This window comes from Acidithrix sp. C25, assembly GCF_904848545.2.
The window spans coordinates 997615-1018752 of record NZ_CAJHCI020000001.1; the positions used below are offsets into that span (position 1 = coordinate 997615).

A 21138-nucleotide genomic window follows, 5' to 3' on the forward strand; every position below is an offset into this window, starting at 1 on the left:
TATTTTCAAATGAATTTTCAAATGTGGATATCGTGATTGAGTAGCGCTGGCGGCCTCTCAATCGGTTGATGAATCAGACCAGACAACTTTTCCCTACCCTGACAAATGACCTTCTCCAAAGCTTTCAGCAATTTGCGGATTCGGCGATTTGCGGATTCGGTACCTCCCCAATCATGGAGACGATAACCCAGGACATGAGGTCCACCAACCGACAATGGCACACGTATGGCAATTTACAAAAAGTAATCAAAGGAATTCAGATAATGACAACAAATAACCCAATGCAAATAGGTGTAGTCGGACTCGGGAGGATGGGTGAAAACATCGTTCGCCGTCTTAGGAGAGATGGTCATAGATGTGTCGTCTTTGACATGAATCTTGACGCCATAAAAACACTGGAGAAGGAAGGAGCAACCGGATCCAGTTCTGTGGCAGATTTGGTAACAAAGCTCTCCAAACCCCGTGCCCTCTGGGTAATGGTTCCATCTGGAGATGTAACTGGCAAAGTAATTGAGGAAGTAGCTTCTTCGATGGAACCGGGAGACATGATAATCGATGGCGGCAACTCCTACTATCGCGACGATATGGCCCGCGCAACATCGCTCTCCGAAAAGGGCATTCACTTAGTAGATTGCGGGACGAGTGGTGGCGTTTGGGGGATCGACAGAGGCTACTGTCTCATGATTGGTGGCGAAAGCAAGATTGTTGAACACCTCGAACCTATCTTTTCCACCATCGCCCCGGGAATTGATTCAGCGCCCCGAACTCCGGGTCGCAAAGGTAAGGCCGACACGGAAGAGCATGGATTCCTGCACTGCGGTTCCAACGGTGCCGGCCACTTTGTGAAGATGGTACACAACGGCATTGAATACGGAATGATGGCGGCATTTGCTGAAGGATTCAATATCTTGGTGAATGCGAATGCTGGAAAACGAAAATCCGAGTCTGACGCCGAGACCACCCCTATGGAGCAACCACAATTCTACCAGTTCGACATCGACGCCACAGCTGTCGCAGAAGTATGGCGTCGCGGAAGCGTCATCGAGTCCTGGCTATTGGATCTGACCGCGACTGCCCTTTTCAACTCACCCGACCTAGCCGGCTACGCTGGGCGAGTATCGGATTCTGGCGAAGGGCGGTGGACTTCCCTCGCCGCCATCGAAGAGGGAGTTCCTTATCCGGTGCTCACGACCGCCCTCTACTCTCGTTTCGCCTCACGTGATCTTGATGACTTCGCCAACAAGGTACTTTCCGCAATGCGTAAAGGCTTCGGCGGCCACGATGAGAAGAAGGGATGATATGTCAGCAATCACAAAGATGACTCCCCACGCCAAGCCGGCAGTTGTACTGTTCGACATCGACGAGACCCTCGTTCACACCGGCGGATCAGGAGCGCGAAGCTGGAGTGCCGCCTTCGATAAGCTTTATGGCATTCCAGCCGACATCGGAGAGCACAGCTCCGCAGGTGAGACAGACCCGCAAGTGGCAATAGCCACTTTCCGTGCAATTCTTCACCGTGATCCTAACGCCGACGAATTGGGCCGACTTTACGCACAGTATTTGCTGCATCTAGCCGATGACATCGGGGTCTCCCAAGGTTATAGGGTGCTGCCAGGTGCCAAGAAGCTTATTCTAAGCCTTTTGGAGGCAGGAGTAGGACTTGGTCTGGTCTCTGGGGCCATGGAGGGTGCGGCCCGCACAAAGCTAATACCTGCCAATCTCAATCGATTCTTTGTCTTTGGGGCCTACGGCTCGGACTCACCTGACCGGACTGAGTTGACTGGCCTTGCCATCGAAAAAGCCGGCCGTCTCCACGGCAAGCTCGCTCTGGAACAGGTCTATGTTGTGGGAGACACCCCTCACGACATGACCGCGACCAACGCAACAGGTGCTATATCGGTAGGGGTAGCAAGTGGCCACTATTCGACCGATGAACTCCAAGCTGCCGGCGGCGTTTACGTCCTTTCATCCCTTGAGAACGGATTTCCGGGTCTGTGATGGCTCTCTTGCAAACAACCCTGATTGAGCCTGTCCCCCAGCGCGGATTTAGCCCGGTACTATTGACCATCGACATGGCGCCAGTTGACCTGATTGCCATGACCAACGAGGATATCGCTCACCATAGTAGGTGGAAACAGGCCATGGCTGACCACGCCTGGCGTCGCCGAAAGCCGACATGCCAACTTGGCTGGGTCGCCAAGTGGTCCAAAATAACCAGCCAAAACACCCCCGTCGGGACTTATTGGTGCGTCGGTGAGACGGACGTCGCCCAATTGACAACGAGTAGCGTCGATGCCAAAGGCCAGCAGTTCGAGAGGGATGGGGACCGCCAGAGTATCCACCAGCTTGTTCGAAGAGACGATCACCACATATCGCTGCGATGCGCCAGCGACGATCTTCTCCCTGGTATGAGCTCCACCTCCGCCCTTGACGAGCCAACCTACGGGGTCCACTTGGTCGGCTCCGTCGATTGCGATGTCAAGATGGTCGATACCGGTAAAAGGCTGAACCCTCAGCCCCATTTCCCGCGCTACGTCAAAGGTGGCCAACGAAGTTGCCACACAAGAGATCTCCAGCTTACGGCGAGCAAGGGCCGGGAGCAGATATGCAACCGTCGATCCGGTACCGAGACCCACGGTCATGCCCTCCTCTACCAGTTCAGCTGCTGCCTCAGCAGCGAGGCGTTTTTCAGTTTCGATATGGAGAATTTCCGCTTCAGATTTCGTCAAATTATTTTCTCACCTTATGAGGATCTATCGTCCAGAAGTTGGTGGCCCAAAAGATCCATCCCTCCTGGAGATTTACCGGGGTTGCGACCTTCTCGACGCAGCAGTTTTTTGAAAAGCATAACTCAATTCCTACGAAAGGACAACTATGACGACAACACTTCGACCATCAGGTGATCTCGACACAATCAGCATCAACACCATCCGGACTCTCGCCATCGATGCCGTAGAGCAGGCAAATTCCGGTCACCCCGGAACTCCTATGGGGATGGCGCCTGTCGGCTACCAACTCTGGCAGTACGAATTGAATTTCGATCCCGCCGATCCACTCTGGCCAAACCGGGACCGTTTCGTACTCTCAGCGGGTCACGCCTCGATGCTCCTCTACTCGCTCTTGCACCTAGCCGGAGTAAAAGCGGTCAACCCTGCTTATGAGACCTTGGGCCATGCATCGGTCACCCTTGAGGATATCAAGACCTTCCGTGAGTTGGGATCGCGCTGTCCTGGCCACCCAGAGTATCGCTGGACGTCCGGGGTGGAAACCACGACAGGACCACTCGGTCAGGGAGTAGCGAACTCGGTAGGCATGGCCATCTCCTCGGCCTGGTTGGCCAGTCGATACAACAAACCCGGCTTCAATCTGTTCGACTATAAGGTCTATTCACTCATGGGCGACGGCGATATGATGGAAGGTATCTCCGACGAGGCCGCGTCGCTCGCAGGCCACCTGGGACTTTCCAATCTCTGCTGGATCTACGACAATAATAAAGTTACCATCGAAGGCCCTACAGCGCTCGCATTCAGCGAGGACGTGAGCAGTCTCTTTTTGGGTTATGGCTGGAACGTCACCAAGGTGAGCGATGCAAATGACCTTTCTATGTTGGCCAAGGCCTTTCAAGTATTCCGTGATGAAACGCAACGGCCCACCCTCATAATAGTCGACAGCCACATCGGCTTTGGTGCTCCTGACGTTCAAGATACAAGTGCAGCCCACGGAGCGCCATTAGGTGCAGAGGAGGCTAAAAAGGCCAAACATAGCTATGGCTGGCCCGAAAATGCCAAGTTTTTGATTCCCGAGGGTGTTTATGAGCACTTCGCAAAGGGGATCGGAGCTCGAGGTGGCGAGCTACGGGCGGCATGGATCTCGTTGTTCGCCGACTACGAACGTAAACATCCAACCCTAGCAGCCGAGATCTTGGCTATGCAGCATCGCGAACTTCCACTACATTGGGACGTCGACATTCCTACCTTCAACTCTGACCCCAAAGGAATGGCTACCCGTGAATCATCAGGGGAGGTTCTCAATTCTATCGCCCCTCGAGTGCCCTGGCTCCTTGGAGGATCGGCCGACTTGACTCCGTCAACTCTGACCCACCTTACCTTCGCGGGCGCCGGGGACTTCGAGGCAGCCGACCACAACGGCCGGAACCTCCATTTCGGGATCCGTGAACACGGTGCGGCAGCTATATCAAGTGGGCTCTCGCTCTCGAAGGTACGGCCCTACTGGTCCACATTTCTAGTCTTTTCCGACTACGCTCGAGGCGCGATCCGTCTATCGGCACTTATGGAAATACCTGTCATCCATATCTTCACCCACGACTCGATAGGTATGGGCCAAGACGGCCCCACCCATCAGCCGATAGAGCAGCTAGCCTCGTTGAGGGCCATACCGGGCCTCATCGTGCTCCGCCCAGCGGATGCGAATGAGGTAGCCGAGGCTTGGCGAGTCATTATGGAGCTACAACACAACCCGGTTGCCTTGGTCCTCACACGCCAAGCGGTTTCAACCCTTGACCGCTCTAGATATGGCTCTGCAAAAGGGGTTGCCAGAGGCGCCTACGTGCTAGCAGACCCCATTACAGGGCCACCCGCGGCTATCGTCATTGCCACTGGCAGCGAGGTCTCGTTAGCAATCGCGGCCTATGAGGAGCTAAGCTCGCAAGGGATCGCAGTTCGAGTAGTAAGTATGCCCAGTTGCGAGCTCTTTGACCGCCAGCCAGCCACCTACCGAGATTCGGTTCTTCCTCCGGAGATCCTTGCAAGGGTAGCAGTTGAAGAGGCATTCACCTTTGGTTGGCACCGCTATGTGGGCATCGATGGCGCAGTAGTCGGTATGCACACCTTCGGAGCTTCAGCTCCATTGAAAGACCTTCAGAACAAGTTCGGCTTCACCCCTGAAAAGGTGGCAGATACGATTCGTCAGCAACTTCAAACTCAACTTCAAAATCAAAGGAAAAACAGATGAAAGAACCAATCAGTCAAGCACTCAAGCTCGGCCAAAGCATCTGGTACGACGGTATTCGTCGTTCCCTCTTTGTCTCAGGAGACCTAGAGCGCATGGTGCAACAAGACGGACTACGGGGCATGACCTCGAATCCCTCAATCTTTGATGAAGCCATCGCTGGCTCTGGGGACTATAGCGAGCAAATTGCTCAGTTGCGCCGCTCGGGGCCTATGGATGCCAAGTCGGCCTATGAGCTTCTGGCAGTCGACGACATCCGTAATGCAGCCGACATATTTCGCCCGGTTTACGAAGAAAGCGGCGGCACCGACGGGTACGTGAGCATGGAGGTCTCCCCCGAGTTGGCCCACGACACCGCCGCTACAGTCGCTGAAGCAAAGCGATTGTGGGGTACGATCGACAGGCCTAATCTTATGGTAAAGGTTCCCGGTACCTTGGAGGGAATCCCAGCTATTCAGCAGCTGATTGGCGCCGGCATCAATGTCAATGTGACTCTGTTATTCGGCCGTGGCGCCTATGAAGAGGCGGCCCTGGCCTATCTAGCGGGCCTCGAGGATCGCCTAGCCGCAGGCGGTGGCATTAGCACTATTGCTTCAGTTGCCAGTATCTTTGTCAGCCGTTTAGACTCCGCACTTGAGAACCGTCTCGACCATTCCCTTTCCGGCAAGGTAGCCATCGCTAATGCCAAGGTTATTTACGCTTGCTCTCAGCGACTATTTGCCGGGAAGCGCTGGGATCTCCTAAAGCGATCCGGAGCCCAAACACAGCGACTGCTTTGGGCTTCCACTAGCACCAAAGACCCCTCACTACCCGAACTACTTTATGTCGAATCGCTTATTGGCCCCGACACAATCGACACGGTACCGCCGGCGACCTATGAGACTTTTACCGCTCACGGCACGGTAGCTTCTACGTTAGAAGAAAACTTAAAGGAGGCTCAGGCTCTCTTGGATAGCTTGAGCGGCCAAGGGGTAGAGCTCTCAGAGGTGCTCGATCAGCTGCTCAAAGAGGGGGTAGAAAAGTTCTCGGTCGCCTTTCGTCAGCTCTTGTCCTCGGTGGAAGAGGCTCTCGCAGATAAAAGCGAAAGAAATAACTGGAATCTCCACCTTTCTTTGCCGATCGATATAGCCAATCAAGTGGACGCGACGATCGATGAGTGGCGAGCAAAAGGGAAGGTGGCCCGGCTCTGGGCTCATGATTCAACGGTTTGGACTGGCCACGGCGAAGACGCTTGGCTAGGTTGGTTAGGCATAGCACGTGACCAAGCTGCACATACCCATCGTTTTGAAGCGTTGGCCACAGAGATCCACAAAGCGAAATTCACCGACGCAGTAGTGCTGGGCATGGGTGGATCGAGCCTATGCCCAGACGTCCTGGCACACACTTTTGCCCCACTAAAAGGATTTCCCAAGCTCCACGTTCTCGATTCCACCGACCCCGAACAAATCAAGGCAATGGAGGAAAGCATCGACTTAGCCCATAGCCTCTTTATCGTATCCTCCAAATCAGGCACCACATTGGAGCCTAACATCTTTGCTGCCTACTTCTATGGGCGCATGATCGAAGCTGTGGGCATCGAGAAAGCCGGCTCACACTTTGTGGCTATCACTGATCCAGGCTCTCCTTTGGAGGCCGTGGCAAAGAGGGATGGCTACCGTAGGATATTCTTCGGCGTGCCTTCAATTGGCGGTCGATACTCAGCTTTGTCGGACTTTGGCATGGTGCCAAGCGCGGCCTGCGGGCTAGATGTTGGGCGCCTGTTCGCCTCGGCGGAGATAATGGCACATGCATGTTCTCCATCGATGCCAGTCCGCGACAACCCCGGATTGGCACTGGGCGCAGTGATAGGCACCTGCGTAAATGCCGGTTTCGACAAGGTCACCCTAGTCCTATCTCCTGGAATTGCTCATCTTGGCGCCTGGCTTGAACAACTTTTGGCCGAATCCACTGGAAAGCAAGGCAAAGGCGTTGTGCCGATCGACCAAGAACCACTCGGCAAGCCCTTGGTCTATGGCTCCGATCGTCTTTTTTGTTATATAACACTCGCCGGCGACGACGATCCTGAGCAAGCAAAGAAGGTTTCGGCACTCACAAAGGCTGGCCATCCCGTCCTGCGCATCGAGGTGTCCGACCCCTACAGTCTGGGAGGTGAGTTCTTCCGTTGGGAGTTTGCTACCGCGGTAGCTGGTTCGATAATCGGCATAAATCCCTTCGACCAGCCTGACGTCGAAGAGGCCAAGGTGCTCGCTCGTCAGTTGACAGACAACTACGACACAGAAGGTTGCCTACCCGTACTGTCGCAGTTATGGGATGGCCAAGGGGTGACGCTCTATGCCGACGACAGAAACGGTGCTGAGCTAAATTCCACTGTCAAAGGAAATCTGGATCTCGTCTCCTATCTAAAGGCACATATAAGCCGCGCTGGCGCTGGTGACTATGTAGCGCTGCTCGCCTATGTACAGATGTCACCTGCTCACCAGGCTATCCTAACGCAAATGAGGACGATGGTGCGAGATATCCTCTTTGTGGCTACATGTGGCGAGTTTGGACCCCGCTTCCAACACTCGACAGGCCAGGCCTACAAGGGTGGACCCAATACCGGAGTTTTCCTTCAGATCACCTGCGATGACGCCGTAGGTTTGGTTGTTCCTGGCCATCGCTATAGCTTCGGGGTTGCAAAGGAGGCCGAGGCCAGAAGTGACCTCGATGTATTGGCCACGCGTGAGCGGCGGGTTTTGCGGGTCCATCTTGGCCCTGAAGTGACCCGCGGGCTGGAACAGCTTCGTGACGGGCTAGGCGAAGCACTCAGGACGATCTCCCTAAATCAATAAATCCCTTATCTTTTTGATCCACCATCGCTTGACACCCGATGGTGGATCTCCAATTCGTACAAGTATTGAGGCAATGGACAGATTTTCCGAACAGGCCAGCATTCTCACTACCACAAAGACCAAGGAACTAAAATGGATATTCAACAGCTACTAGGGGATGAAGCTAATTCCCTGCTCGGTCACACATGCAAGGGGATTTCCAAAAAATCCCTCACGCTGCCAGGTCCGAACTACATTGACCGAATCATGGCACAGAGCGACCGCTCTATAGTTGTCTTGCGCAACTTGGCGCACATGTACAATCATGGTCGGCTTGGTGGCACAGGTTATCTATCGATACTGCCAGTTGATCAGGGGGTTGAACATTCTGGCGCCGCTAGCTTCGCTCGAAACCCAGCTTATTTAGACCCCTCAAATATTTGTGAATTAGCGGTCGAAGGCGGGTGTAATGCCATAGCCTCTACCTTGGGTGTGCTTGGCATGGTCGCTCGACATTATGCCCATCGAATACCTTTCATCGTCAAGCTCAACCATAACGAGCTACTTACCTATCCAAACCACACTCGCCAAATCTTCTTCGCCTCTGTGCAACAGGCCTTCGATCTCGGAGCGGTAGGTGTAGGGGCGACCATCTACTTCGGCTCCGAAGACGCCGACCGTCAGTTGGTCGAGGTGAGTGCGGCCTTCGCCGAAGCTCATCGACTGGGATTGTTTACCGTACTGTGGTGCTACCTACGAAATGATGCCTTCGAACATGACGGAATAAACTACGAGACCTCAGCGGACCTAACCGGACAGGCCAACTACCTGGGCGTGACCATCCAAGCCGACATTATCAAACAAAAACAGGCCACATGCAATGGAGGCTATTACGCGGTGGACTTCGGAAAAACCGACCCTATCGTCTACTCAGAGCTCACCACAGATCATCCCATCGACCTCACTCGATGGCAAGTGGCCAACTGCTATTTGGGTAGGATCGGACTCATCAACTCCGGAGGCGGATCGGACGGACCCAACGACCTAGCCGGAGCCGTGCGCACAGCGATCATCAATAAGCGTGCTGGAGGAGTCGGGCTCATTGTCGGTCGTAAGTCATTTGAGAGACCTTTGTCTGATGGCATTGAGCTCCTCAATGCAGTCCAAGACGTCTTTCTCGACCCCTCAATCACGGTGGCCTAGACTATGGATACCGTCGTATCCGTAACTATTGATCCGACCCGATTCAGTAGCTTTAGACAAAGGCGGTCTTCCTCAGTGGATTTTGCCTCCACCGCCACCAGTCGCACTCTGATTCCAGAGCGCAATAACACTCCAACTCTTGGCGCCTTGGACGAATCTTTAGCGCCTTTTATCCTCTGTCAGAACTTGAGAGGAAGCCGTCATGAAAACTAACCCATCTGCAAGAGTCACTTCTGAGATAACTACCCAAACGATACGCCGCCATGTCTTTTGGGCTGCTGCCATTACTGCACTTGGTGGACTCCTTTTTGGATATGACACCGGAGTTGTATCAGGTGCATTGCTCTTTTTGCACGTCGATTTTGGGAGAATATCATCTCTCGACAAGGAACTAGTAACAAGCCTCCTCCTTGTTGGAGCGATGGTTGGGGCATTTTTTGCGGGCAAGCTTGCCGATACTATCGGGCGGCGGCGAACTGTTCTTATAACAACGGTACTCTTTATGGTCGGAGTCCTTGGCGCTGGGTTCTCACCCAGTTTGCTAGTTCTGATCATTATGCGCTTTGTGATTGGTGTTGCTGTAGGTTCAGCTTCAATGGTCGTTCCGCTCTACATTGGTGAGGCGGCTCCGCCTAACCTTCGTGGCGCCCTTGTCAGCTTCAACCAGTTGGCAATCACCTCTGGTATTCTCAGCGCCTATCTAGTTGACTATGGACTCTCCTACACTCAGAACTGGCGGCTCATGTTTGGCCTTGCCACCATCCCCGCTGCTGCCCTATTTGTCGGCATGCTCTTTCAAGCGGAGAGCCCTCACTGGTTGATCGCACAAGGTCGAGAAGACGAAGCTCGAGCTGTACTAAAGCGAGTACGAGCCAGCGGTGAGATTGAAGCCGAGATTACTGAGGTACGAGAGCTCAGCCAAAAGAAGACCCATGCCAGAGATCTCTTGAATCCTAAAGTTCGCGGGGCATTAACCGTTGGGATTCTTCTAGCGGTCTTTCAACAGGTGACTGGTATCAATACCATCATCTACTATGCCCCTACCCTCCTTCACGGTGCGGGACTGGGTAATTCTGCATCACTGCTTGCTAACGTAGCAAACGGGGTGATAAACGTCGCAATGACTATCGTTGCTATTCGATTGATCGATCGAGTTGGTCGTCGACCCCTACTGTTGGTAGGAACAAGTGGTATGGCTATCTCCTTGGTTGTGCTTGCATTAGCATTTGTCGTAGGTGGGAATCACCTCACAGGTGCGACGGCAATTATAGCTATTATCGCTTTACTCCTCTACACTGGATCCTTTGCAGTTGGCCTTGGGCCTACCTTCTGGTTACTAATTAGCGAAATCTATCCGGTTGGTATCAGAGGTCGAGCCATGAGCGTTGCCACGATTGCCAACTGGGGTGCGAACTTTGTTGTTACGATTTCCTTCCTAACACTGCTAAATGCCATTCACGGATCGGGAACGTTCTTCCTCTTTGGCTTTTTGACCATTGTCGCACTTGTGTATTTCCAACGAAAAGTGCCAGAGACCAAGAATCGCAGCCTACAGGAGATAGAACGAGATCTCTTTGGAGGTGAGAGTTCCAAGGTGGGGGGAGAAAGATAACTAAACTACAGTGTTATGTCGATCGGTAACGACTCAAGCTGAACTTTGGTCCTCGATAGTTTGATTCACAACCTTTCCACACAGGTATGGTCGGTTTTGCATCTCTCGCGTCGAGGGGCAATGGTTGGTTTACAAAACGGTCATCATCGCTCCATGGTGAGTCGACAGAGATCAAGCTATAGGTTTTAAACATTATTTGAAGCAAATGGCGGTCTCCATTTAGTGGTCCAAAATGGGTCTTGCATCCAAAGAGTCTCCAATAAATAGGTCACCATCCCGATCGGCGCCGTGACTTGAGTCAATGACGGTATCAGCCTGAACCTCACCAAAGTGTTGCCAGCAACATAGGCGTAACACACGCCAGAATAGGCCAATACACCTACGAAGATTGAGGCTTCAAAAGTTACCTTCTCAGATGTCATGGAGCTATAGATTGGAACCCTATCTCCGCCAAAGTCAACGAACAACTTGTAACCAGGTAGATGTTCAAGATGCATAGTTAGAGAGTTGACCACCTTGAGCGAACGCATCAGAACACAAAACTGTGAGTAACTGTAACTTTGATCGCCAAATTGCTCTTTGTATTCATCCCAAAGCACTTTGCGTGTGAGAGATGGGTGTTTGGCCATCTCTTTGATCAGTCCATCGAAGTCAGGGGTCACCTTCTCCTTAGAAACTGGTCCTGATGCCTTTGGGTATTAGATCTCCTTCAGCTCTTGATCGCTAAGTTCAAGGCCTTGAGCGATACTTAGACCGCATTTGACAATTGCGTTTAGATGTTTAGATACTTCTCTGGTGTGAAATCGACAGCGATGTCCCGATTTCACGAAAGGTATAACGATCTTCGTTAGCCAAACGAAGAATATCTCTGATTACTTTCAAATCAATCTCCCATTTTTTCCTTATCATTTCCTGGTTTCTCCTGGTTTCTAAGCCATCGTTATTGATGGCTCAAAAACCGAGTCTTACCTAAGAAATTCACCTGGTCGCAAGTCTTGATATTCAGTGGTCGAAAGATTGAAAAATAGTCAATTCCAGTGATGGTGGTCACCACAATTACGACGAGATAGATTGACAAATCACATCAAGAGAGTTAGTATTTGAAAAAGGAAGCCCAGACCCCGCATCCCTTATCAACAGAAATTTCTTTCTCGATGGGACGGTATACGCGATGGCGAAAACGGAGTCCGAACCGATCAGCACGCTCATACCGGCGCGTATAGACCGCCTTCGCTGGTCGCCCTTCCATACGCGCATGGTGATCGCCTTGGGCGTTGCCTGGGTGCTCGACGGGCTCGAAATTACAATTGCGAGCGACGTGGCTGACCTCCTTCAGAGGAAGAGTACACTTAGCATGTCCCCACGAGCGGTGGGCGACATAGCGTCGGTCTATCTCATTGGCGAGGTGGTCGGAGCTCTTGTCTTCGGTCGACTTTCGGATAAGCTCGGGCGGCGGAAGCTCTTTCTCGTAACGCTAGGCGTGTATCTTCTGGGCTCAGGTCTCACCGCCGCCACGCTTGGTCACGGTAGTGGATGGGTGATTTGGCTCTACGCCACTCGATTTATCGCCGGCATGGGTATCGGCGGTGAGTACGCCGCCATCAACTCCGCCATCGACGAGATGATCCCCGCGCGATACCGAGGTCGAGTGGACATTGCAATCAATGGTACATATTGGGGTGGCGCCCTAATCGGCACCTTGGCCGAGCTCTATATCCTCAATTCTTTCTCCGCCACCGTGAGCTGGCGACTCGGCTTCCTCCTCGGGCCGGTACTTGCCGTGGCAATCATCTTCGTTCGACGTAATCTCCCCGAAAGCCCCCGGTGGCTAATCATGCATGGGCGAGAGAAGGAAGCCGAAGTAGCGATCAAGCGAATGGAAAAAGAGTCTTCGGGTGGCGGAGATCTGCCACCGTTCGACGAATCGAAAGCACTCGTCATCAATCCGATCTCCGACCTCGGATACTATAGGCTGGCGCGTGTGCTGTTCACCCAGATGCCGAAACGAAGCATCTTGGGTGCGACATTGATGATAACCCAGTCCTTCTTTTACAACGCGATCTTCTTCACCTACGCACTGGTCCTCGCGACGGTCTACCACGTGTCAAGCGGCTCAATACCGCTGTACTTCATCGCCTTCGCTGTCGGTAACCTTGCCGGCCCCCTCATCCTCGGTCGGCTTTTCGACACAATCGGTCGACGGTTCATGATCAGCTCTACCTACCTGCTGGCTGGCGTACTACTGGCGTTAAGCGCGTGGGCATTCGACGCCAACCTGCTCGACGCGCTGACCCAGACCATCGCTTGGTCGCTGGTCTTCTTCTTCGCCTCCGCGGGAGCTAGTGCAGCGTATCTCACCGTGAGCGAAATCTTCCCGTTAGAGGTTCGAGCGAAGGCGATCGCCGTCTTCTTCGCCATTGCTCAGGCCTTTGGCGCACTGGGGCCTAACATCTATGGCGGCCTGGTCAACAACCACCGTGGACTCTTTTTTGCTTACCTGGTTGGGGCCGGGGTCATGATCATCGGCGGCGTCGCGGAGTTGGTGTTCGGCGTCGCAGCCGAGCAACAGTCACTCGAAGATATCGCAATGCCGCTCTCAGCCGTGGGAAACAATAGTGGCGGGACGATCACGACTGCAGTACGACCAGGATTCGCCCGCGGCGGACCTCACGATTCCGTCTACCCAGAACGCACGCATCGACCGACAGATGATGGGGGACGGGATGATCGGTGACGCCAACCTATGGGCTGCCGACCTAGAGCCTGCACGCATGGTCTTCGATATACGAGCCCTCCGGTGATTCAACATCCGGCCTTTACAATTGAGCCATGGTGCCTGCGCGAAACCGAATTGAACCTCAATATCTTGGCGCAGACCGAGTCGCTGTTCGCATTGTCCAACGGACACATCGGCTGGCGGGGCAATCTGGACGAAGGTGACCCATACGGTCTTTCGGGAAGCTATTTGAACGGCGTGCACGAACTCCGACCACTTTCCTACGCCGAAGCCGGTTACAGTTATTCTGAGCGCGACCAGGTCGTGGTAAACGTCACCGACGGAAAACTGATTCGACTATTGGTCGACGACGAACCGTTCGATGTTCGTTACGGCGAGTTGCACAGCCACGAACGCGTCCTAGATTTTCGCGCGGGGGTCCTCGACCGACGGGTCGAATGGTCGTCACCGTCTGATCGAAGGGTGCGGATAGCTTCTACGCGTCTAGTGTCCCTCGTCCAAAGGTCTGTTGCGGCGATTCGTTACGAGATCGAAGCCGTCGACCATGAAGTACGTGTAGTGGTTCAATCCGAGTTGGTTACGAACGAACCGCCACCGCCGCCGAGCGGTGACCCCCGAGTTTCGGCGGTACTAGATAGTTCGTTGCAAGCGGTAGGCTACGCCAACGAGGGGACTCGCTGCGAATTAGTGCACCACACCAAACATAGTGAGATCACCGTCGCGGCAGCTATGGACCATGAGGTGGAAGGCCCGGATTCGACGGAAGTGGTTGCTGAATGCTCCGACGATCTCGGACGCTTGACGGTTGCGGTCACGCTCGAACCAGGAGAGTGTCTGACGATCGTTAAGTACGTCACTTACGGATGGTCGGCTACTCGTTCGGAGAAGGCACTGCGCGATCAAATAGATGCGGCTCTCTTGGTCGCCTCGAGGACCGGCTGGGAAGGACTCCTGGCGGAACAGCGCAAGTTCCTAGAAGATTTTTGGGATCGCGCTGACGTCGAGGTAGACGGCGACGATGAGATCCAACAGGCCGCACGCTTCTCGCTCTTTCACGTGTTGCAGTCGGGAGCTCGAGGTGGACGTCGCGCGATTCCCGGCAAGGGACTGACCGGCCCGGGTTACGATGGACACGCGTTCTGGGATAGTGAGACGTTCGTGTTATCGGTACTTACTTACACAATGCCTGACGCTGTGGCACACGCCTTGTCGTGGCGCCATGACACGCTCGCATCAGCGAAAGCTCGAGCATCAAATCTCGGTCTCAAGGGAGCACTATTTCCTTGGCGAACTATTACGGGAGCCGCGTGCTCGGCGTACTGGCCAGCGGGCGTGGCGGCATTTCACGTCAACGCCGACATCGCCGATGCCGTCATTCGATACGTAAAAGCGAGCGCTGACGAGAAGTTCGAGCGAGGCGTTGGTCTGGAGTTATTGAGTGAAACGGCGAGGCTATGGTATTCCCTCGGTCACTTTGTTCGCGACGGAGGATTCCGTATCGATGGAGTAACCGGTCCCGATGAGTACAGCGCGATCAGTGATAACAACATCTACACCAACCTCATGGCGCAGAGAAATCTACGGGCCGCTGCCGACGTGGCCGAGCGTTACTGTGAATCATCGCGCGCACTCGAGATCGAAGAGGCGGAGATCCTCGAGTGGCGTCGTGCCGCTGACGCGGTGGTGATTCCCTTCGACGCAGTTCTTGGCGTTCATTCGCAGTCCGAGCGTTTCACTGACCACCAGGTATGGGACTTCGCGACCACGTCGAAAGAGCAGTACCCACTCTTTCTCAATTTTCCTTACTTTGACCTCTACCGCAAGCAGGTCATCAAGCAGGCCGACCTGGTGCTGGCCATGTACTTACGCGGTGACGCATTTACCCTCGAACAGAAGAGACGAAACTTCGAGTACTACGAGAAGCTCACCGTGCGCGACTCTTCCCTCTCAGTTTGCTGCCAAGCCATCATCGCGGCCGAAGTCGGCTACCTGGCGTTAGCGTACGACTACCTCGCCGAAGCCGCCCTAATGGACTTAGAAGATCTTGAGCACGACACCCGCGACGGTCTGCACGTAGCGTCGTTAGCGGGAACGTGGATTGCGCTGGTGGCCGGATTCGGAGGGATGCGCGAAAGCAACGATACGCTAACATTCGCTCCCCGTCTCCCCGAAGGGATTACTCGACTAGCCTTCAACATGGAGTTTCGCGGCCGACGCCTACGCGTCGAGGTAACACCATCGATGGTGAGTTACGTCTTGACCCATGGGGACGATCTGGAACTCTTTCACTTTGATAGGGCGATGACCGTGTCCACGAGTGGTCCCACTGTCTTTACGTTGACTCACGACCACTCGCGTCAATCGACACCCTCGATGCCGAGCCAACCCTTCGGGCGGACGCCCCGGCATCGCGTCACTACCAGTTCTCACGAGCAACAGGAGGCACCATGAGCGCGCCAAAGAAGGATGATCAAGTCAAGGACGTAGACTTTGCCGCCTACCACGCGTGGTTGTTCGACATGGACGGCGTATTGACGAACACCGCGTCAGTACACGCAGGTGCATGGAAGCAAGCATTCGACGAGTTTCTCAAGACAGAGGCGACTAACACGGGAAAGACGTATGCACCATTCGACGCCGAGGGCGACTACGAAAAGTACGTCGATGGTGAACCTCGTGACGACGGGGTTCGCAACTTCCTCACCGCGCGTGGCATCACCCTGTCCGAGGGCGCTGACGATGATCAATCTGACGCAGGCACCATCAAGGGGGTGGGTAAACGCAAGAACGAGCTCTTCCTGGAGGCCCTGAAGAAAGAGGGGGTGAAGGTCTTCGATGGCGCGGTGGCGCTCGTGAAGGAACTTCGCCTTAAGGGCGCCAAGGTGGCTGTCGTCTCGGCCAGCGAAAACACTAAGACGGCTCTAGTGGCAGCCGGTATTATCGATCTCTTTGACGCGGTCGTCGACGGACACGTCGTCAAGGATCTCGATCTGAAGGGGAAACCTGCACCCGACAGCTATCTCCAGGGAGCGAAGGTCCTGGGAGTGGATGCAGATACCGCCGTGGTCCTCGAGGATGCCCTGGCTGGTGTCGAAGCGGGTCGGGCCGGACGATTCGGCTTAGTTGTCGGTGTCGACCATCACGACGCGCCCGGTGTGCACGACTACGCCGATGGACTTCGCGCCCACGGTGCCGACGTCGTCGTGACGAGTCTCGCCGAGCTGATGACCCATGGATCGCACGCCGCGGGCGACAACCCGCAGTAGTGGCGTGGGTGGAGAATCCCAGCCGTGCTGGGAGTGACACGATTTCTGCGCTTCATCGACCTAGATGCACGACGGTGGCGAAGTTGGTGCGCGAAGTGCGGACGTTCGCACGGCCCACCGATCTCAAAGTTCTTTCACCATATTTCGATAACTCGCATGAAACAATGATATACTCACAAAGGACGCCCAGACCTCGCATCTTTCTCGACCAACAATGGTCGGTTTCAAAATGAAAGTGTGCGGGATGGCCTACATGGACGGCGAACTTAATTCGGTAGCGACGACGTCGCCTTCACGTCACTTTCACTTTCCCAAAGAATTCCGCGAGTACCCTGACGACATGGGTAGGCCGTCGCAGTTCTGGGCGCGGAAGACCACTCGTCGACAGGAGTCCGCCCCCCATGGACTCCCGTCGACGACGATTACTCGGTTGGTGGCGACTTGACTAGAAGCTTGCGCGGAGTACGGCCCGATAAGCAAGGCATGGCTAACGTGAACCACCTTTCGCCGTGCGCCGCCGACTCCCTCGTCATATTCGGCATCACGGGAGATCTCGCCAAGAAGATGACCTTCCAGGCGTTGTATCAACTGGAGTTGGCTGGCGAGTTGAACGTTCCGATCATCGGCGTAGCCGAGGAGGACTGGTCCGTCGATCACCTGCGTTCCTCCGTACTCGCGGCATTGAAGTCGGGTGACGAAGTGGTCGACAAAGGGATATTTGACCGCCTAGCGAAACGGTTCAGGTACGTACAGGGCGACTTCAACAACCCCGCCACCTACCAGGCGCTCGCGAAGGATCTGCAGAGGAGTTCACACTCCTTGTACTACCTAGAGATACCACCCGGACTATTCGCTCCGGTGGTCGCCTCTCTAGACGAGGCAGATCTCCTCCAGGGCGCCCGGGTGATGATCGAAAAGCCCTTCGGTCACGATCTAGCGTCGGCCCGTGTACTTAACAACGATCTCCATCGTGTGCTCGACGAAAGTCAAATTCTCCGCGTCGATCACTTCTTAGGAAAGCAGCCGGTGACTGACATCTCCTACCTGCGTTTCGCGAACACGATCCTCGAGCCGGTATGGAACCGCGAACACGTGGCTGGTGTCTACGTCACACTGGCCGAGAACTTCGGAGTCGATGATCGCGGCGCATTCTACGATCCCGTCGGTGCGATGCGCGACGTGATCCAGAACCACCTCATGCAGGTCGTGGCGTTGATTGCCATGGAGGCGCCCGCAGGGCCGGGACATGCTGCGCTCTGGGACAAGAAGGTGTAGGTATTCCGAGTGATGGCCAACGTCGAACCGACTGCTTGTGTGCGAGGTCAGTACACCGGGTACCTCGATGTTCCCGGCGTCAAAAAGGGGTCAGAAACGGAGACCTACGTGGCCCTGCGATTGGCCATAGAGAACTGGCGATGGGCCGGGGTGCCGTTCTTCATCCGGTGCGGTAAGGAATTAGCCGAAGCGGTTACCGAAGTGAGGGTGGTCTTTAAACGTCCGCCTCGCTTGGCGTTTCTGGATACTCCCCAGCACACCGATCCGAACCAGCTGATCATTCGCGTCAGTCCCGATCCCGGCGTACGAATGGCTCTGTTGTCAAAGGGCCCCGACGGTAGGGCGACGAGGGACGTGCAGTTGGACCTTTCCTTTGTCCACGAGTTAGGCAAGCCGTCCGGGGCCTACGAGCGTCTCTTTCACGATGCGTTAAACGGCGACCAGTCACGCTTCACTCGGGAGGATGTCGTCGAAGAGACGTGGCGAGTCTTACAGCCGCTGATCGACCAACCGCCCTCGATCGATAGATATGAGCGCGGGTCATGGGGACCAAAGAGTGCCAACGACCTCCTGCGGGGTCACACGCCTTGGCAGTTGCCGTGGCTCGCGACTTCGAAATCCGGGAATTCATAACGAGGCTCGCTACGAAAGTTTGAAGGAGAAAAGGATAGTGATTACAGAGCAGCTATCGCAAATCAGCGTCGTCGGGCTAGGACGAATGGTACGAACATCATTCGAACACTGACGGGCGACGGCCATACGTGCGTCGTCTTCGACGTAAAACCTGACGCCATCAAGAATCTCGTGAAAGACGGGGCGGCTGGGGCATGTTCGGTGGTCGACTTCATGGAGAAGCTCACCGGACCCAGCGCGGTGCAGGTCAAAGTGCCCTCGGGGATGTCATCGGCGAGACCATCGATGGTTTCGCCTCCAACATGGAACGGGGTGACACCACCACTGTTGCCAGCAACCTATTTTTGACCCACGAGCAGCAACCTATTTTTGACCCACCCCACCCATTCATGGTAGTGCGTTTGAGCAGATTGAGATATCGCTGGTTGTAGATTTTTGAATTCTCTTGGGTCAAAGTCCAATGCGATAACCGACATTTGCCACTGGGTTAAATCTTGACTGGTTGAATTGGATTGCTTGGAAAACTTATCCATTTAGGCGTTAGGACTTAGGCAAGGCACTGGTTGTCGTATATCCATGGATCAACTCGAGGCTCTATGGCTTCATAGCTATAGTCTTTGGCCCAAACGGTCATGATCCATAAGTATTGGTCTTCGAATTAATTGGATTGTTGGTTCTAGGACGTGGGGCTAATGCTACGGCAGCATCTTGATGATTAGGAAAGAAAGAACTTTTTGTTGATTTAGTAGTAGCTACGGGCTGTGGGTCTTGTTGACCAAGAGTCGCCGATTTCAACTCGGTAGGCGAAAGTTACAAATTTGACTATCTGTAATACTCTTGGTCCACAAATCCACAGTCCATTAGGACTTGTTGTAGTCATAGGATCTTAATATGTAATAGAAATATCTCAGAGTGCATTTTGGCAATCACTGATCACCTGTGATTGGGATTGGGTTCTCAGCTTTGGAATGATCCTCTTGTTATCTCAAGGTCCATTAAATCATAGACCAAGTGCTCTTGGGGCTATTGAGTCGAATGACTATTTTCAATCTTGTGGTGACTATCAGGACGATTGATACATCCATTTAGTGTCTCGATTGATAGTTGCTGGTAGCAAGTGCCACCAACATCGGAGTGATCTCCGTTTCTCATGAATCAAATGACCAAACCTAGATCTCACATCTTTTCTGCCCAATCCCAGTGGAGCCAATATGACCGAGGTTGATAACCACGGCGCTTGAAGCCTAGGAGACAATTGCGAAAGTAGATCCTTAGCTGTTTTGGATTTAAAGCTCCGAACTTAATGCTAGATAAGGCATAGCAACCCCACTCCGAGTCAAAAAATGCCACCCGAAAGAGTTGATTTCCGAATTGTGCAATTGTCTCTTAGGTGATCTCGAAGGTGCGCTTCATCGACGATGAGTCACAGCACTGACTAGTCAGAAACCCGCCATGGCCATTGGAAGCAATCACGTAACCCCATCTAAGCGAAATTGAACTACTCCATAAAGCTGAACTTGTCGACATTGTCTTGATAATCGATAATGACTGGGCTACGGGGCCTACTGAGAGTTGAGTCCTTGTGGATAATCCTGATTCATTAATGGGCCTTGGGATCGATGGGAATCTGGCGGTAGTACTATAGCTAGCCCTATAGCTTTGGATTCCTCAGGAATCGACCGACACCAGCGCAATTGTGAGATCCTCAGATATCTACGTGAAGCTCTTGGCCCAAAGCCTCAAAGGTGAGGGTCGCTGTGGCGAATATGGTAGTGGCGAATATGGTTGTGGATCGGTATTCCTCAATCTTTAGAGGTCATGGACCACTAGTTGATAATCTAGAGGTGACTCAGAGACAAAAGTAAGATATTCTCTCCGGCTGCTTTGGCTGCTTTGGCCATAACGATTCACATCCACATTGTTATGGCCTAGGCATGGCCTTTGGCTAAAGCGATGACACTTTGAGATCGCCAAAGCCTAAAGGCTGCAAAGGGGCTATGGATTTGTGGACCAAGAATGCGGGCTAACCCAAAGCTATGGCTTTCACCCATCGATTTATCATTAGTTACTCTTGGTCAACAGGATCCACAGCCCGTCACTACTACCAATTAAACAAAAGATTCTTTATTTTTTGATCCTGCTCTAAATCGTCATAGCTAAAATTCCAGCTCAAAACAGCAACGATTCGATTTAGTTGGAAGGAAACCTAATCAGCTGAGAGTACTTACCCCTCTCTGCCAAGATTGTTGTCACCTAGCTTGATTTTTGTTTATAAGAGGGCGAAGATGGAATGGTCATGAAAAGGTACCCCAAAGAACTAAAGCAAAAAGTAGTTGCAGCACTATATGAGCTCGACAATTCAGGAGATGCTACACCTGGTGCTATCGCCAAGATTGCAAGGGATAACGAAATCAATGCAAACGTTGTCTACCAGTGGAACTCGGAACGCAAGGCTAGTGCAAATGCAGCCAGCGATAAGATCAACAAGATTAAAGCTGTTGTTGACACAGCTGCGATGAATGAGCACGAACTCGGTTCATGGCTGAGATCAAATGGAGTTCTAGCAGAAGACACAGCCCCTACGGCGAAATACCTTAGAGTCAGCTCTTGACAACAAGAGTGCTGCTAATAGGG

General features: G+C 53.5%; 15 protein-coding genes and 1 pseudogene. 13 read left to right on the forward strand and 3 right to left on the reverse strand.

Annotation, left to right across the window (positions count from 1 at the left end; translation table 11 throughout):
* Nucleotides 1–281: 281 nt before the first annotated feature.
* Nucleotides 282–1298 (forward strand): phosphogluconate dehydrogenase (NAD(+)-dependent, decarboxylating), encoded by a 1017-nt coding sequence (gnd, locus tag ACIDITHRIX25_RS90935; RefSeq protein ID WP_201732957.1) that lies wholly within the window; start codon nt 282–284, stop codon nt 1296–1298.
* Nucleotide 1299: 1 nt separating this feature from the next.
* Nucleotides 1300–1998: an HAD family hydrolase gene (locus ACIDITHRIX25_RS90940; RefSeq protein ID WP_200891323.1), complete on the forward strand. Its 699-nt coding sequence runs from the start codon at nt 1300–1302 to the stop codon at nt 1996–1998.
* A gap of 59 nt (nt 1999–2057) precedes the next feature.
* Here ACIDITHRIX25_RS90940 and rpiA read toward each other — a convergent pair whose 3' ends face one another.
* Entirely contained in the window at nt 2058–2729 is a 672-nt protein-coding gene (gene rpiA, locus ACIDITHRIX25_RS90945; RefSeq protein WP_201732657.1) for a ribose 5-phosphate isomerase A, read from the reverse strand.
* 145 nt (nt 2730–2874) lie between these two features.
* Here rpiA and tkt point away from each other — a divergent pair, with 145 nt between their 5' ends.
* From tkt to ACIDITHRIX25_RS90965, 4 genes are all read left to right on the forward strand, one after another.
* Nucleotides 2875–4971, forward strand: a complete 2097-nt coding sequence (gene tkt, locus ACIDITHRIX25_RS90950) for a transketolase (RefSeq protein WP_201732658.1) — start codon at nt 2875–2877, stop codon at nt 4969–4971.
* Nucleotides 4968–7799, forward strand: a complete 2832-nt coding sequence (locus ACIDITHRIX25_RS90955) for a bifunctional transaldolase/phosoglucose isomerase (protein ID WP_201732659.1) — start codon at nt 4968–4970, stop codon at nt 7797–7799. Before tkt ends, ACIDITHRIX25_RS90955 begins: the two co-directional genes overlap by 4 nt.
* Nucleotides 7800–7931: 132 nt before the next feature.
* The gene (locus tag ACIDITHRIX25_RS90960) at nt 7932–8981 is read left to right on the forward strand and encodes a class I fructose-bisphosphate aldolase (protein WP_052607062.1); all 1050 of its coding nucleotides are present in this window, start codon (nt 7932–7934) and stop codon (nt 8979–8981) included.
* A gap of 202 nt (nt 8982–9183) precedes the next feature.
* On the forward strand, nt 9184–10593 hold the full coding sequence (locus ACIDITHRIX25_RS90965; protein WP_201732660.1) for a sugar porter family MFS transporter: 1410 nt from the start codon (nt 9184–9186) through the stop codon (nt 10591–10593).
* 185 nt (nt 10594–10778) lie between these two features.
* On the opposite strand, the gene ACIDITHRIX25_RS90970 is transcribed toward ACIDITHRIX25_RS90965, so the two are convergent.
* Nucleotides 10779–11255: a transposase gene (locus ACIDITHRIX25_RS90970; protein ID WP_201732661.1), complete on the reverse strand. Its 477-nt coding sequence runs from the start codon at nt 11253–11255 to the stop codon at nt 10779–10781.
* 118 nt (nt 11256–11373) lie between these two features.
* The gene (locus ACIDITHRIX25_RS90975) at nt 11374–11502 is read right to left on the reverse strand and encodes a hypothetical protein (RefSeq protein ID WP_283770398.1); all 129 of its coding nucleotides are present in this window, start codon (nt 11500–11502) and stop codon (nt 11374–11376) included.
* Nucleotides 11503–11764: 262 nt separating this feature from the next.
* Between ACIDITHRIX25_RS90975 and ACIDITHRIX25_RS90980 the strand changes: the two genes are divergently transcribed.
* The 7 genes and pseudogenes from ACIDITHRIX25_RS90980 to ACIDITHRIX25_RS91010 all read left to right on the forward strand — a co-directional run bounded on the left by ACIDITHRIX25_RS90980 (nt 11765) and on the right by ACIDITHRIX25_RS91010 (nt 21115).
* Complete coding sequence (locus ACIDITHRIX25_RS90980; protein WP_201732662.1) at nt 11765–13327, forward strand: MFS transporter; 1563 nt, start codon at nt 11765–11767, stop codon at nt 13325–13327.
* Between the two features lie 63 nt (nt 13328–13390).
* Nucleotides 13391–15781 (forward strand): glycoside hydrolase family 65 protein, encoded by a 2391-nt coding sequence (locus tag ACIDITHRIX25_RS90985; protein WP_201732663.1) that lies wholly within the window; start codon nt 13391–13393, stop codon nt 15779–15781.
* Nucleotides 15778–16596, forward strand: coding sequence for an HAD family hydrolase (locus ACIDITHRIX25_RS90990; RefSeq protein WP_201732664.1), 819 nt, complete (start codon nt 15778–15780; stop codon nt 16594–16596). The genes ACIDITHRIX25_RS90985 and ACIDITHRIX25_RS90990 overlap by 4 nt, the downstream gene beginning before the upstream one ends.
* Nucleotides 16597–16840: 244 nt before the next feature.
* Nucleotides 16841–17041, forward strand: a complete 201-nt coding sequence (locus ACIDITHRIX25_RS90995; protein ID WP_201732665.1) for a hypothetical protein — start codon at nt 16841–16843, stop codon at nt 17039–17041.
* A 38-nt stretch (nt 17042–17079) separates the two neighbouring features.
* Nucleotides 17080–18504: pseudogene (gene zwf, locus ACIDITHRIX25_RS91000) on the forward strand (glucose-6-phosphate dehydrogenase).
* A gap of 99 nt (nt 18505–18603) precedes the next feature.
* Complete coding sequence (locus tag ACIDITHRIX25_RS91005; RefSeq protein WP_502756212.1) at nt 18604–18852, forward strand: hypothetical protein; 249 nt, start codon at nt 18604–18606, stop codon at nt 18850–18852.
* A gap of 1948 nt (nt 18853–20800) precedes the next feature.
* On the forward strand, nt 20801–21115 hold the full coding sequence (locus ACIDITHRIX25_RS91010) for a hypothetical protein (RefSeq protein ID WP_201732668.1): 315 nt from the start codon (nt 20801–20803) through the stop codon (nt 21113–21115).
* Nucleotides 21116–21138 lie beyond the last annotated feature (23 nt).

Excerpts from the sequence above, each read along its gene's own strand:
- ACIDITHRIX25_RS90965 (WP_201732660.1), top strand. The coding sequence starts at position 9,184 with ATGAAAACTAACCCATCTGCAAGAGTCACTTCTGAGATAACTACCCAA.
- ACIDITHRIX25_RS91010 (WP_201732668.1), top strand. The coding sequence starts at position 20,801 with ATGAAAAGGTACCCCAAAGAACTAAAGCAAAAAGTAGTTGCAGCACTA.
- ACIDITHRIX25_RS90960 (WP_052607062.1), top strand. The coding sequence starts at position 7,932 with ATGGATATTCAACAGCTACTAGGGGATGAAGCTAATTCCCTGCTCGGT.
- ACIDITHRIX25_RS90975 (WP_283770398.1), bottom strand. The coding sequence starts at position 11,502 with ATGATAAGGAAAAAATGGGAGATTGATTTGAAAGTAATCAGAGATATT.
- ACIDITHRIX25_RS90955 (WP_201732659.1), top strand. The coding sequence starts at position 4,968 with ATGAAAGAACCAATCAGTCAAGCACTCAAGCTCGGCCAAAGCATCTGG.
- ACIDITHRIX25_RS90995 (WP_201732665.1), top strand. The coding sequence starts at position 16,841 with ATGGCCTACATGGACGGCGAACTTAATTCGGTAGCGACGACGTCGCCT.
- ACIDITHRIX25_RS90940 (WP_200891323.1), top strand. The coding sequence starts at position 1,300 with ATGTCAGCAATCACAAAGATGACTCCCCACGCCAAGCCGGCAGTTGTA.
- gnd (WP_201732957.1), top strand. The coding sequence starts at position 282 with ATGCAAATAGGTGTAGTCGGACTCGGGAGGATGGGTGAAAACATCGTT.
- tkt (WP_201732658.1), top strand. The coding sequence starts at position 2,875 with ATGACGACAACACTTCGACCATCAGGTGATCTCGACACAATCAGCATC.
- ACIDITHRIX25_RS90980 (WP_201732662.1), top strand. The coding sequence starts at position 11,765 with ATGGCGAAAACGGAGTCCGAACCGATCAGCACGCTCATACCGGCGCGT.
- ACIDITHRIX25_RS90990 (WP_201732664.1), top strand. The coding sequence starts at position 15,778 with ATGAGCGCGCCAAAGAAGGATGATCAAGTCAAGGACGTAGACTTTGCC.